The following is a 13,801-nucleotide window of genomic DNA, read 5'->3' as shown; positions in this document are numbered from 1 at the left end:
CAAGAAACCACTACGCATGTTGCAGGAGCTGACAGAGGAAGTTGTACGCATATGGGTCGCCGGTGGATCCTTGATGATCCCTTTGGCCATTCTCGGCCTCGTGATCTACTTCGCTCTGTTTGAAATCATCGTGTATTTCGGATTCAACGACTACTACAACAGCAACTCCGACCAGTGGATGCATTGGATCGACCGGCCTCAGGAGGCGAAAGGGCCGCTCGGTGACATCATACAATATGCCCAGCACAAGGTGGGGAGCATGGACGATATCCGAGATCGCATGGCGGAGATTCGAAACGCCCATCTTTCGCGTATCAATGGTCGCATACGCTTCGCCTCGATCCTCGTGGGCACCGCTCCGCTGACCGGACTGCTTGGCACGGTCACTGGCATGTTGAGCACTTTCGCCGGGCTTTCCACGAGCACCGCGGGTAACACGGTGGATTTGGTGGCGGGTGGAATATCCGAAGCCCTGATCACTACTCAGACCGGGCTCGTGTTGGCGATTCCTGGATACATCATGTTAAACGTCGTCAAGCGCCGCCGCGATCAGCTGGATTCCTTTTGCACCCAGGTGGAGATCTTCACCCTCAAGCGCTTCGAAAAAGGAAACCTGAAACCCGCCGCCTAGTATATGAGCATCAAACGAAGATTTTCCGACGTCCAGGAGGGCACCGACGAGATCAACATCTCGCCCTTGATCGACATGGTATTCATTCTTCTAATCTTCTTCATCGTGACCACGGTGTTCGTGGAGGAGACGGGAGTGGAGGTGAACAAGCCCCAGGCGTCATCCGCCCAGGACTTGGAGAAGAACAGCATTCTGATCGCGATCACAGCCAACGGGAAGGTGGTCTATGGCGGAAGGGAAATAGGCCCGACCGGAGTTCGATCCACCGTGAAGCGTCTCTCTCAGAAGGAGAAAATGCCGGTGATCATCCAAGCGGACAAAACCGTCACCACTGAGCTGCTCATTCGCGTTATCGACGAAGCGAAGCTGGCAGGCGCTCAGTCGGTCAATGTCTCAACGGATACCTAAGGAATGGCGGACGCATCGCAAAACGCTTCGAAGTTCGAAAATGGATACAAGCCGACGCGCTTCAACGTGGCCATCTTTCGAGCCGTCATCTACGCCGGCCTGAGCTTGTTCGCCATCTACACCTTGCTTCCGCTGACCCAATTCATCAGTGGAAAGAAGAAGGATGTCATCGAGTTTCGCGAGTTCGACATCGCCCAACCACCACCTCCTGCGCCGCCGGACCTGGAGGAGCCGCCCGAGCCGGAACCTCAGGAAACGCCACCTCCTGAGCTGCGGGAGCCGCCTCCACCCCTAGACCTCGCTCAGCTTGAGATGGCTCTGAACCCCGGCATTGGCGACGCCCAAGCGGCCGGGCTTGGTTTTGGCGGGTTGGAAGCCCAGCCCGACGCCTTGGCCGATTTGGAGCTGTTTGACGTCAAGGATCTTGACGAGCGGCCCAAGCCTGTCCGCCAGGTGGCCATGGTGGCGCCCATCGAATTTCGCAAGGAGCGCCGCTCAGGCACGCTTCGCATCGAGATCATGATCGATGAGTCCGGTCGAACCAAAGTTCTGAAAATTCTGGAAACGCCGGGCGAAAGCGCCAACGCGCCTGCGATTGAAGCCCTTGAACAGTGGGTTTGGACGCCGCCGAAAAAGAACGGCGAGCCTGTCAAAGCCCGCTACATCATTCCCTTCGGATGGAGATTCTAGTCCGAGAAACCTTTTGCCTATGAAACGCCGATACCGATTCCTTGCTGCTAGCCTTGGCGCAGCCGTTTTCCTCGCTTCTCAATTGAGCGCCGCTTCCGATGGCGTGTATCCACTCACCGAGAACACATGGAGCAACCCTGATTTTCAGAAACGTTTCATCGGAAGCTACGGCTTCGACATGGAGATCAACCCGAAGATCACTTCGGACGAATCGGAACTGCTCAAGTCGGTCGCGGAATACATGAATTCGAATCCATCGCAAGCGATCCAGATGCTAGAAGCGGGCATGACGGAGGAGTCGTCCGCCGCTCTAGACTACACCATTGGCAGCCTCTATTTGCAGGAGGGTGAGACGGACAAGGCGATCGCGAAGTATGAGGACTCGATCCGCAAGTTTCCCAATTTCTTTCGAGCTTATCAGAATATCGGATACGCTCTCGTCCAGGAAGGGAAGTTCGCGCGAGCCAAGCCGATGTTGATCGAGGCGATCGAGATCGGCGGTGGAAATGGTACGCTGTATGGTTTGCTTGGATACTGTTTCCTGAATCTCGGAGAGAGCTCCCTGAGCCTAGACGCCTACCGTCAAGCCTTGCTGTTTCAGCCCGACAGCAACGATTGGATGCTTGGCAAGCTGAATTCCCTGCTCGACATGAACATGAACGACGAGGCGATAGGGATGCTGTCCGACCTCATCGAACGCGATCCCTCCAAAGCGAACTTCTGGATGATGCAGGCCAACGCCTACATGGGCGAGCGCGAGTTTCAAAAGGCCTTGGCCAATCTCGAACTAGTGGCCCGCATGGGCGAAGCGTCGCCGGACAGTCTTGCTCTTTTGGGGGACATCATGCTCAACGAAGGACTTGTGGATCTGGCGGTCGAGCGGTATGGAAGCGCGGCGCGAATGGGCACGCTGCCGGTCGCCAAGCTGCTCAAAGCTGCCGAAGGACTCGCTCAACGCGGATCGATCGATCAATCGCTGCAGCTCGCTAGTCAGATCGAGTCCGACTACGCCGGCAAGCTTTCGCCGCAGGAAGAGCTGTCGCTTTTGAACCTGAAAGCCAGCGGAGCAATCGCCAAGGGCGAGATGGAGGCTGCGGCCACCATTCTCGAGTCGATTGTATCCAAGGATCCACTAAACGGCAGGGCGCTCGTCCTGCTTGGCGACTACTACAAGAGCCAGGACGACACGGAAAACGCTATGATCCAGTACGAGCGAGCGGCTAAGGTGAAGGGATACGAAAGCAAGGGCTTGATCTCGCTAGCCCGCTTGCAGGTCTCGCTCAAGCAGTACCGTGAGGCGATCGCTAACCTGCGTCGGGCAAATGCCATAGAGCCGCGCGACTATTTGGACGATTACATCGATCGCTTGGAAACCGCTCTACGCTCGATCTAGGGCTCGCTTCAGCTTGCTTCGCTCCTTTTCATAGAGACCTATGGCAGAGCATACCCTCGATCGATCGACCACCTTTAATCGTTGGAGTCGAGACTATGCGACCCGGTTGCGTATCGAATCCGGCGATACCGTGTGGGTCGAGATGAACGATGCGAGCGACGCTCAGGTTCATCCAGAGATGGACGCGGAGGGCTATAAGGCGATCGACCGTAGTCTGATCCACGCTCTGACCGGACCGATCGAAGTCGCGCATGCCCAGCCGGGCGATCAGCTAAAGATCGAGATTCTCGAATACAAGCATGAGGGCTGGGCTTGGACCAGCATCGTGCCCGGACTAGGGTTGCTCGATGAGGACTTCGAGGACTACTTTCTGCACATCTGGCGACTCGATGAAGCGCAGACGACTTCCATGCCTGGGCTGACCTTGGACTTGAATCCCTTTTGCGGCATCATTGGCGTGCAGCGAGAGGAGATGGGAGAGTTTGCTACCCGTCCGCCGGGAGTCTTCGGTGGAAACATGGATGTGAAGCACCTCGTCGCTGGCTCCACGCTGCACCTGCCGGTATTGGTAGAAGGGGCAGGGCTTTGCGCCGGAGATTGCCACGCTGCTCAAGGGGATGGCGAGGTTTGTATCAACGGGATGGAGGCGCCGATGAGCGTGCGTCTGAAAGTCACCTTGATCAAGGACGCACCCTTGTCCGCTCCTTACTTGCTGACGCCGGGCGAGCTGGTTTCCCCTCGATACCGAGCGAAGCCGTTTCACGCGTTTATCGAGTCCGATGAGAACCCGCGAGAAGCCTGCAAGCGCGTGGTGAGACGAGCGATCGACTACTTGGTGAAGAGGGTCGGGCTTAGCCGGGAGCAAGCCTACGTGACGTGCTCCGTCGTTCTGGATCTGAAGGTCAGTCAACTGGTGAACGTGCCGACCACCACCATCACGGGCTATCTTCCGGAAGCGATTTTCGACTAGCCTGAGGTTGATCTGCTTTCGCGAGGGGTAACCGCGAGGCTGGCGCTGCTGACGGCGTCTGTGACCACCCTCTTTCCTATTATTCCTCCACCCGTTCTCGCAAGGCTTCAAGCACGCGAAGAGGGAGGTCTGATCGTTCGTCCTTGTACATGATCTGAATGCCTTGCGATTCGCCGTCTTTGAGATGTATCGGGATGGTTAATACAGGGCAGCGCGCGAAGCTGCCTGGAGCGGTGATCCTGAGCAGCTCGTTGCGAAACGCGTCCGTGTGCTCCGAGGCTTTGATCGCGGGGCTTTGCGTGGCCGGCATGGCTACGAAGTCGTAGGACTGAAAGGCGGACTCGAAGAAGGCTGCAAGCTTGGCTTCGGATTTCTTTGCCGCGTCTACGTCTGCAGGGGACCAATGTCGTCCGCGATCGATGCGCTGCCACACCACCGGGTCGTATTCCGCTCGGTGCTCGTCCAGCCAAGCTTGATGCACGCTGTAGGCCTCCTGGCTTTGCAGCACGCTGTAGTGCCGCGCGACCGATCTGGTGGCGTCGCTGAACTCCTTGGTCGCCGCCGGGTCGAGGTTTCCGTTCACCATCTCCATCGCCTCCATGAATTTGGCTCGAAATTCGTCGGAAAGCCCGTCGACGTAGGAAAGCAGGCTGACGCCCTTCAGAGGTCGCTTGCGCCTGGTTTTCGGGCAGATGAGGGCTAGGATGCTCAACTCCATATCTTCGGAGGTGGCGGTGAACCAGCCAGGCGTGTCGAAACTGGGGGCGAGGGGCACGCAGCCGTCGGTGGACCAGCGGTTGGGCGAGGTACGCAAGCCGTAGATGCCGCACCAGGCGGCAGGCACGCGGATGGAGCCTCCGGTGTCGGTGCCGGTAGCGATTGGGGCGATGCCCTTGGCCACCGCCCAAGCGGAGCCGCTGCTGGATCCGCCGCTCACCCTGTCGGGGAAGCTTGGATGCGGACAGTCGCCGAAATGAAGGTTCTCTCCGGAGAGGCCGTAGGCGAACTCGTTGAGGTGGGTCTTGCCAGCGAAGACGGCTCCTTGCTGGCGCAGGGATGCGGAAAGGGCGGACTCGGTTCTGGTCGTGGGGCGGACTCGGGACAGGAAGGCGGAGGACGCGGTGGTGGGAACGCCAGGAAAATCGAAAAGATCTTTCAGGAGAAACGGGACGCCGAGCAGGGGCGCCGCCTTCGGGCTGTTTTCCGCTGCGGCGGTGAAGGCGTCGCTGAGGCTGAGCAGATCCGGCACACTGGCGAAAACGCGGCGCCGCGTCTTGGAGGGTATGGTCTCCAGCTTGCCTATGAAAGCTTGGGCGGCCCGGTCCGGATCGGCGGCGGATAGCGCTTTCCAGTCTGAGATCGAAATGGGAAGAGGTGACATAGTTGCAATGGGAGCAGATTCGCGGCGGATTTTAGAGAGGGCCGGATTCAGGTAAATGCGAATGTGAGCCGCCGTATCGACGCTCAGGGTTTTGGGGCCCTCAGATCGGCCGCGCGGAAGATCGACGCCTCGGTGATCTCGTCGGGGCGTCCGCCTCTCTTTCGGTTGAGCAAATTTCCGTCCGAGTCGAAGTAGCGCACCTCCATGCGGCGGTCCTTGAGCGGACCCTTGAAGTCGAGCGTCATGAAGTTTCGCTGCCCCACGCGGTCCACTTTCGGGTCGTCGAAGATGTCGAAGCGAGCGGGGTTGTTTTCGTGTCCTGCCCATGAGCCGGAGGTGAGGGAGGAGGAGGTCAGCTCGTAGAAGACGTAGTCCTCGCCCTTGATGCCGGCCTTGCCCGGCACCCCCGGCCTGCCGCCGCCCTTGTAGACCAGGCGGTTGACCTCGCTGAAATGCACGTCGCCGCTGAGGAAGACGACTCCGTCGATGCCTTCCTCCACGATGCGATCGATGAGGTACTGCCATTCGTCATGGAAATTTCGATACCCGTGAGGATTGCCCGATTCGTTGAGCACCTGGTTGCCTACGCAGATGAGATTGAATCGAGCTGGGTAGCTCTTGCCGTCGTTTTCCATTTGGCTCTGGGCCCACACGAGATGGTTGATCAGCCAGTCGACCTGCTTCTCGCCCAGCATGGCTTTCGGTTTGTTGAAGCGTTCGGGATGCGAGGTGGCGGAGCTGAGGTAGGTGCGGTTGTCCAGCAAGTAGATATTGACGTCGCCCCAGTTGAGAAAGGTGAAGATGCCAGGCGTCTCCGGCAGTCCGGAGCTTGGGTTGGCCCAGAAGAGATCGAAGGTGTCCTTCGCGGCTCCTTTGAGCGTGAAGCTGCGTCCGATGTCGTTCGGTCCGTAGTCATGGTCATCCCAGATGGCGAAGTGGTGGGCGCTGGCCAGCAGCGGCTGAAGCTCGGGAAGCTGCCGGTCGTGGGTCCAGCGACGCTGCATGCCGATCTCGCTCTCGAAATCGTTTTCTCGGTAGTAGATGCAGTCGCCGAGCCACAGCATGAGGTCCGGGTCCTTCTCGAAGATGGATTCGAAGATGTGGTATTCTCCGCCATAGGGGGTACCGCCTTCGCGATCGTAGCCTTTCTCGTTGATGTAGGCGCAGCTGCCCGCCGCTATCCGAAAATCGAATACGCTATGGGCGAGCTCCCCCTCCGGCACGAAGCGCCAGCGCGGCTTCACTTGAAACTCCATGGGCACCGGGCCTTGGAGCTCGTAGCCCTCGCGAAAGGCTGGCGCGTGCGGCTCGCCGTCCACCAGCACCGCGTATTCGTAATGCTCTCCCGGCGCCAGACCCTCAGTGAGCGAGACCTTTGCCACGCAAGCCTGATCTCGCGAGGTCTGATAGAGAGGGCTTCTGAGGACCGTTTGCACCTTGGAGTTCTTTTGCCAATATTCGATTTGCACGGACGCCGGTTCGGAGGTTTGGGTCCAGATAACCACTTCCGTCATGCTGCTGGCGCCGGGCATGGGACCGTTTAGCAGGGTCGCGTCGGCAAATATCAGACGACTTGGCAGCAGGCATGCGGAGATGATGAAGAGATGGAAAAGGCGCATGTTGGGGAGAGTAGGCGGGCAGGTCTCGATGTTAACACAAAAGCGAGCGCTTCTCGAAATCGTTGCGCGTCCCGTCGGTAGCTGCGGCGCAACATTTGCTTTCAGACGCTCATGCCTACCGACGCTCACGCCGCGATCCCGTCCTACGAGAAAGACTTCGCCCAGTTCGATTTCATGGAGCATGGCAGTCTGGATACCTTTGACCACTTGGGAGCGTACCGGGCTCTGGGACCCATCTACACAGTCCATTTTCGTGGCGAACCATGGGTGTGCATCGGAGGGCTGGAGGCGAACGCCATGGCCTGGAGAAACCCGGATCTGTGGGACTACGAGTCCGCTCTGACCCCGTTTCGCGAAATCATGGGCGATCGCCATGTGACCCAGATGGACGGCGTTCCGCACCGCCAGAAGCGCCGTCAGCTCAAACCCGGATTCTCCATGAGCTCCATCGGACGGCTGATTCCCGCCATCGACGCGGTGGTGAAGCGGATGCTGGGCGAGTCAGCGAACAAGGAGGTTTCCTTGCACGATCTTTTTATGCGATCTCTGACCTACGCGAATTCGGAGACCGTGCTTAGGGCTCCGTTGAGCGAGACGGAGGTGCAGACTTTCATCCGTTTCGAGGAGGAGTTCATCGTCGGCACCATCATGGAGAGCTCGGCTCGAAAGGCTTTCTACGAACGAGAGTCGTTCGTGAAGGACAAAGCCTTTGTATTCGGATACTTGGGACAGCTCGTGCAGCGACGGCTAGATGGAGAGCAGGTGGAGGACAACTTTTCAGAAGTGCTGAAACTGACCTTGGAGGATCGGGGAGAGGAGGTCGACCTGCAGGAGCTCGTTTCGGAGGCGTATCTTCTGCTCATGGCGGGTACGGGAAACACCGCCAAATTGCTCAACTGCGGGTTGCAGCGCGTCTGGAAGGACCGGCCGTGGCTCGAGGCCCTTCGGGAGGAAGTGGAGAGTTACCAGCCACTTTCTTTCGCCCGCGGCATGGATGCTTTTCCCAAGCTCAAGGCCACTCTCATGGAGATCGAGCGCATGTTTCCCGCTGCGCCCGTTCTCGCGCGCGTGGTCGCCCAACCCATGGAATTCGAGGGGCGCAAGCTCGAGCCCGGAACCAAGGTGCTGCACATGCAGACCCTGACCCATTTTCTGGAGGAGATCTACGAAGATCCCTACGACTTCAAGCCGCAGCGCTGGCTGGAAAACAACTACCCGAAGAAGGCGCACGGGACCTTCGGAGGCAGCACCCATATATGCTTGGGCATGAACCTTGCCCGCATCCATATGCCTATCGTCTTGGCGAATATGCTGAAGGACTACGCCTTCGAAGCGACCAAGTCGCCGGAGATTCAGGTGAATTTCAACTACGGCGTGCCGCAGGTATCCGATCTTTCAGGACGCTTGGTGTCTATTTCGCGAGGGCAGTGACTTCAGGGAAGCAGAGGGCGCCTTCCGCAGGAACGCGGCTGCGGAGTCTTGGGTAAAGAGTGTGACGTCAGCTCTGGGGCGATTCGGACTGGGGGATCGTGGTTCGGTAGGTCTCCCAGTTTTCCACCAGCTCGCGGATCACGGCGCTGCCCACATCGTAGGCGGCTTCGAGGGAGGGGATGAACGCGGAGTACCCGCCTTTCTTTTCGCCGCTCAGGTTTTCAGCTGCGGTGACGCCTGGAGGCTGCATGGAGAAATTGCTGGCGGTCCGCAAAACCAGGACGCGCTGCAGGTCCACTTTTCCGGCGTTGGCGAGAAAGGAGAGCGACTGCATGGTGCCGGTTTCCTCCATGGCTGAGGTGACGAAGTTTCCTTGGCCTTCGGTCCAGTAGTCGACCCATTCGTTGGCCCAATCGTTCATGAGCTTGCCGTGCCAGAAGGTCATGGCGGCCAGCTGATCGCCTTTCAGCACCGATGGCGGTTTTTGAGCATTCGGGTATCCTTTGTACTTTGCGCGCATCTCCTTCATGGCGTCGGTGTCGGCGATGGGAATGTCTTTGGTGAGCTGATACGCCCATTCGACCAGTTCGGGCTTCAGTCGGTAGCGAACGCCCTCGTCATTCTCAGGAATCGGTCCCCAAGGGTACTCGGCGGAGCGAAGGGGCGTGTATCCAAATTCCCACTCATCGGGCATTTCGCGCGGATCGATCTCATGGGAGAGATCGCCATCGATGAGCCATTCCGCCCAGGCCGCGGAGCCGAGGGACATGTCGTTCGGATCCACGCCTGCGATGCCGGCCACCAGCCAGTAGGCCTCGCTTAGGTCGAAGCGCTCGTCCATGCCCAGGGCCATGATGGAAGCGGCGGAGCGAAATGTGCCGATGCCGGTCACGATGCCGAGCACCCCGCTCTCTCGATTGTATCGAAGATCGCGATACCCGTGAGGAAAGGAGATCCTTTCGGATAGCGGGAAACGCTCCACCCAGTTTTGAAACTCCGCGGGCCGGTCGCCGGTATCGTCTCCGATCTCGAACATGGTCACCACCACCGCTTTCACCTTCTCCTTGGGCGCTTCGGCACGTGGAATGCGGTTTTCGTATTGATCCCAATTGGCGATGAGCTCATGGGCCACGGCGCTGCCGACTTGGTAGGCGGATTCGAGAGCTGGCCGACCATTGTCGGGATAGGGAGCGGTGGCGCTCCAGGTGGCTGGTTTGCCGGGCGGCTGCATGGAGAAGTTGCTTGCGGTACGCAAAACGAGGATACGGTCGTAGTCCACGTAGCCAGCGTCGGAGAGGCTTCGCAAAGCGGTCAGGGTGCCGCTGTCCTCCATATTGGTCATGACGAAGTTCGCTTCGCCGCCTGTGTGGAGTTTCATCCAGTCGTTTGCCCATTGGTTGAGCACCTCGCCGTGGAAGTAGGTGGAAGAGCTGAGGGCGTCGCCCATCATCACGCGAGGAGGCAGCATCGCGTTGGGATAGCCTTCGAACTGGGCTCGGAACTCCTTCATGGCGGGCGTCTCCATCAGCTCCATGTCCTTGGTGAGCGAATACGCCCAATTCACGAGCCCCTCGTTGAGTTTGAAGGCGATATTGTCGACGGTCCAACCGGTGTCGAGCTGGTTGGGCTCGTAGCCGCCGAGAGGGATGAGCCCATAGGGCCAGTCCTCCGGGATTTCGCTGGAGTCGATCTCATAGAGAAGATCGCCGTCGACGACCCACTTCGCCCAAGCGGCGCTGCCGAGAGAGGCGTCGGTGGGGTCGGCCCCGGCAATGCCGGCCACGATCCAGTAGGTATTCGAAAAATCGAAGCGTGGATCCATGCCGAGGGCCGTGATGGTGGTCGCAGCGTGGGTGACGCCTCCTCCGGTGAGGGCTACCATTAGGCCGTCGTCGCTGACCCGCAGGGGCGTTTGTCCCATGGGGAAAGGGTAGATGTTTTCCAGCGGTTCGCGCTCTACCCAGAACTGCAGCTCTCCGGGGCGATCGCCGGTGACCTCGCCCATCTCGAACATTGCCAGCACGCAGACCTTGATCGGCGCAGGGGCAGTTTCCGCGTGAGCGGTGGAAGAGGCGAGCGGACTCGCCATGAGAGCTGCGATAGCGAAGAGACGTCGAGCGAATGGATCAAGCATGGCGAGGCGACAGGCAGGTTTTGCGCCATGGAGTGGCATGGAGGCAGGCTTGCTGCCTGACGCTGGATAAAATCAGTCCATGGTGGCGAGGCGATGGGCGCAGGGAGCCGTTCGCTGCGCTATTTTGAGCAAACGGTTGAAGCTCGGCATCGAAGCTGCTAGGCGGCCCCTCATGCTCGATCGCTGTTTTAAACTGAAAGAAAACGGAGTAACGGTTAAGTCCGAGGCGCTTGCGGGGCTTACCACCTTCGCGGCCATGGCCTACATCCTTGCCGTGAACCCGGCGATTTTGAGCAATGCAGGCATGCCGGTGCCTGCCTTGATCACAGTGACGGCTCTGGCGGCGGCGATTGGCTGCTTCCTCATGGCGGCTCTCACCAACTTTCCCATCGCCCAGGCGCCCGGCATGGGAACCAACAGCTACTTCGCGTTCGTCATCTGCATCGGGGCGGGCTTGAGCTGGCAGACCGCTCTCTCTTTGACCTTTTGGAACGGGGTTCTTTTCCTGCTGCTCTCCGTGACCGGTCTTCGGAAACGCCTGGCCGAAGCCCTGCCGAATGGCATCAAGGTCGGCATCCAATGCGGCATCGGTTTCTTCATCGCGTTCCTCGGTCTGAAGAGCGTGGGAATCGTGGTGGGGAACGACGCCACGCTGGTCACCATCGGCGATTTGAAGTCTCCCGTGTCCTTGCTGGTGCTGGGAGGGGTGGCCCTGATGACCTTTCTCACGCTCAAGCGCGTGGCCGGCGCCTTGCTGATCACCATCCTTTCGGTGACGCTCGTGGGGCTGTTTATCACCATAAACGGAGAAGCGATCACGACGGTTCCTGACGGTCTCTTCTCTCTGCCCAGCGGGATCGGGGAAACGTTTTTCAAACTGGATCTGCTGTATCCGCTCACCCACTTCACGGAGATTGCCGACGTGCTGCTAACGCTCTTGATCCTCGATTTGTTCGACAGCATCGGGACTCTGGTAGGGCTCTCGCGCCGGGCGAAACTGGTAAACGCCGACGGCAGCATGCCCAAGATGGGGCGGGCCCTCACCGCTGACTCCATCGCCACCATCACCGGGGCTTTGCTCGGCACATCGACCACCACCTCCTACATCGAGTCCGCGGCGGGCATCGAATCGGGAGGGCGCACTGGGCTCACTTCGGTCACCACCGGGATTTGTTTCCTGATCGCTCTCTTTCTCACGCCGATCATTTTGGTCGTGCCCGCCGCCGCCACCGCGCCTGCTCTGGTCATGGTGGGCATCTTTATGGCGCAGGGCCTGAAGGAACTGAACTTCGACGATCTCGGCGAGGTTGCTCCAGCTTTCATCACCATGCTCATGATCCCGCTGACCTTCAGCATCACCGAAGGCATCGGACTCGGTCTGACGCTTTTCACCGTGATCATGCTGCTCTCCGGTCGAGCCAGGTCGGTGCCCTTGCTCAGCCACATCATCACTCTGGTATTCATCATCTACTACGCTTTCAAATGATTCCGGAAGACCCAGAAAAAGCTTTTTCCAGACGCGACTTTCTCGCTGCCGGCCTGCTAGCGGGCGGCGTTGTGGGACTGGCTGGCCAGGCTGGCCATGCCAAGCCATCGCATCCTGCGGCGGCTATAGAAGGTCGGACCATGCATAGCAGCGCAAGTCTCGCTCCCAAGCCCGCTCGCGCCGCCATGGGCCGTTTGTTCGAGACCGTGAAGGCCGAAGCCTCGCCGGAGGAGATGTACTCCTTTCTCTACGCGCTTCCCAAAGGTGGAGACATTCACCACCACTTCGGCGGCGGGGTGCTCCCGGAAACCTGGTGGGAGGTCGCGACTGACAAAAGTCGAAATGGCGGACAGGAGTTTTACACGAGGTATCGAATAAGCGGATACTTCCAGTCCGAGTCGAATTTTCACCGCGACTCGCGCGACGTGGCGTTCTGGACCACAGTCAGCGAACTCAACTATCAAACGCTCGCTCCAAGCGAAAAGGCGGACTTCAAAGCGTTGTCGGATCTGAGCGAGGAGGAAAAGGGGGAATGGCTCTCATCCGTCGTATTGGATCGAGAACACGAGGGTCGCACGGAATTCTTCGAATACATCTGGCCGCGTATCAGCGACTTGCTCGGCAGCATCGAGGTGATGACCGAGGTGCTGGTGGAAAACATGAAACGCTTCGGCGCGGAGGGGGTGCGCTACCTGGAGATCCAGACGGGGCCGTGGGGCTGGAGCACTGCCTCAGGTCGCGCGTTGACCCCGGACGAAGCCAATCAAGCCATCAAGGATAGGATCGCTCAGCCGGACGCCGTAGCGACCGGGGTGACGGTGCGATTTCAGGGCATCGTTATCCGGTTTCAGGACAACGCGGAGCAGAGGGTGGAGGACTACTACGCGTTCATCGACAAACACCGAGACTTCTGGGTCGGTTTGAACATGGCGGGTCGCGAGGATGACAACCGTGGATACGCGGCTCGTTTCACCGAGGTGTTCGACAAGATGCTGCGGACCTATCCTGCCATTGGAATTTCGATACACGCGGGCGAGGCGGAAAAACGCGATACCCAGATTTTCGATACTCTGCGACTTGGAGCCACCCGCATCGGTCACGGCATCAACCTCTATCGGGACGAGCCGACCATGCAGCTCATGCGCTGCGGCGCGTTTCTCATCGAGATCAACCTCATCAGCAACGAGCTGCTGGGCTACGTGCCGGACTTGGACCAGCATCCCTTTCCCATTTATCTGCGACAGGGGATTCCGGTCTGTCTCAATACCGACGATCGCGGCATGTGGCACTCCAACATGACCGACGAGTATTTCGTAGCGGTCACCCGCTTCAATCTTTCCTGGTCGGAAATGGTTTCGCTCGGCCGCAACAGCCTGTCCTACAGTTTCTTAGCCGACGATGAAAAGGCCCAGCTGCTGGCGGACTACGAAGCGGACCTTGAGCGCTTCGCGGAGAATTGCTTGCAGCGAGGCTGGAAAACGGTGGCGAACGAGGCGAACGCCATTACCTATGACTACGGTACTAAAAACCTCGGCCTCTCGCTTTGATTCCTAGATGCTGAAACGCGTTTCTCAAATCCCGAACTGAGTGTGGCGCTTCCCATGGAAACGCTCGCTCCGGCATCGCTTCACTCCGACTTCATCCAACCGAATTCGATA

Annotated in this window: 11 protein-coding genes; 8 read left to right on the top strand and 3 right to left on the bottom strand. The window is 59.0% G+C overall.

What is annotated here, in order from left to right:
* Window positions 1-16 precede the first annotated feature (16 nt).
* The 5 genes from QEH54_RS20900 to QEH54_RS20880 are packed head-to-tail and all read left to right on the top strand — an operon-like array spanning window position 17 to window position 4,092.
* Complete coding sequence (locus QEH54_RS20900) at window positions 17-631, top strand: MotA/TolQ/ExbB proton channel family protein (protein WP_309020666.1); 615 nt, start codon at window positions 17-19, stop codon at window positions 629-631.
* Between the two features lie 3 nt (window positions 632-634).
* Window positions 635-1,039, top strand: a complete 405-nt coding sequence (locus QEH54_RS20895; protein ID WP_309020665.1) for a biopolymer transporter ExbD — start codon at window positions 635-637, stop codon at window positions 1,037-1,039.
* Window positions 1,040-1,042: 3 nt separating this feature from the next.
* Window positions 1,043-1,729, top strand: a complete 687-nt coding sequence (locus QEH54_RS20890; protein WP_309020664.1) for an energy transducer TonB — start codon at window positions 1,043-1,045, stop codon at window positions 1,727-1,729.
* A gap of 19 nt (window positions 1,730-1,748) precedes the next feature.
* The gene (locus QEH54_RS20885; protein ID WP_309020663.1) at window positions 1,749-3,122 is read left to right on the top strand and encodes a tetratricopeptide repeat protein; all 1,374 of its coding nucleotides are present in this window, start codon (window positions 1,749-1,751) and stop codon (window positions 3,120-3,122) included.
* Window positions 3,123-3,162: 40 nt separating this feature from the next.
* Window positions 3,163-4,092, top strand: a complete 930-nt coding sequence (locus QEH54_RS20880; RefSeq protein ID WP_309020662.1) for an acetamidase/formamidase family protein — start codon at window positions 3,163-3,165, stop codon at window positions 4,090-4,092.
* Window positions 4,093-4,171: 79 nt separating this feature from the next.
* Here the strand turns inward: QEH54_RS20880 and QEH54_RS20875 are convergent, their stop codons facing one another.
* Both QEH54_RS20875 and QEH54_RS20870 read right to left on the bottom strand, forming a co-directional pair.
* Window positions 4,172-5,473, bottom strand: a complete 1,302-nt coding sequence (locus QEH54_RS20875; protein ID WP_309020661.1) for an amidase — start codon at window positions 5,471-5,473, stop codon at window positions 4,172-4,174.
* 83 nt (window positions 5,474-5,556) lie between these two features.
* On the bottom strand, window positions 5,557-7,092 hold the full coding sequence (locus QEH54_RS20870) for an alkaline phosphatase D family protein (RefSeq protein ID WP_309020660.1): 1,536 nt from the start codon (window positions 7,090-7,092) through the stop codon (window positions 5,557-5,559).
* A gap of 111 nt (window positions 7,093-7,203) precedes the next feature.
* Here QEH54_RS20870 and QEH54_RS20865 point away from each other — a divergent pair, with 111 nt between their 5' ends.
* On the top strand, window positions 7,204-8,523 hold the full coding sequence (locus QEH54_RS20865) for a cytochrome P450 (RefSeq protein WP_309020659.1): 1,320 nt from the start codon (window positions 7,204-7,206) through the stop codon (window positions 8,521-8,523).
* A gap of 67 nt (window positions 8,524-8,590) precedes the next feature.
* Here QEH54_RS20865 and QEH54_RS20860 read toward each other — a convergent pair whose 3' ends face one another.
* A complete protein-coding gene (locus QEH54_RS20860; RefSeq protein ID WP_309020658.1) occupies window positions 8,591-10,657 on the bottom strand; it encodes a purine nucleoside permease in 2,067 nt (688 codons plus the stop codon).
* A gap of 172 nt (window positions 10,658-10,829) precedes the next feature.
* Between QEH54_RS20860 and QEH54_RS20855 the strand changes: the two genes are divergently transcribed.
* Together QEH54_RS20855 and QEH54_RS20850 are read left to right on the top strand one after the other, a co-directional pair.
* Window positions 10,830-12,143, top strand: coding sequence for an NCS2 family permease (locus QEH54_RS20855; protein WP_345785685.1), 1,314 nt, complete (start codon window positions 10,830-10,832; stop codon window positions 12,141-12,143).
* The gene (locus QEH54_RS20850; RefSeq protein ID WP_309020656.1) at window positions 12,140-13,690 is read left to right on the top strand and encodes a hypothetical protein; all 1,551 of its coding nucleotides are present in this window, start codon (window positions 12,140-12,142) and stop codon (window positions 13,688-13,690) included. Before QEH54_RS20855 ends, QEH54_RS20850 begins: the two co-directional genes overlap by 4 nt.
* Window positions 13,691-13,801: the final 111 nt, after the last annotated feature.

The sequence above is a fragment of the Pelagicoccus sp. SDUM812003 genome (assembly GCF_031127815.1).
Lineage (GTDB): Bacteria > Verrucomicrobiota > Verrucomicrobiia > Opitutales > Opitutaceae > Pelagicoccus.
The sequence above is the reverse complement of the archived record's forward strand: the minus strand, read 5'-3'. Positions and strand labels throughout refer to the sequence as shown.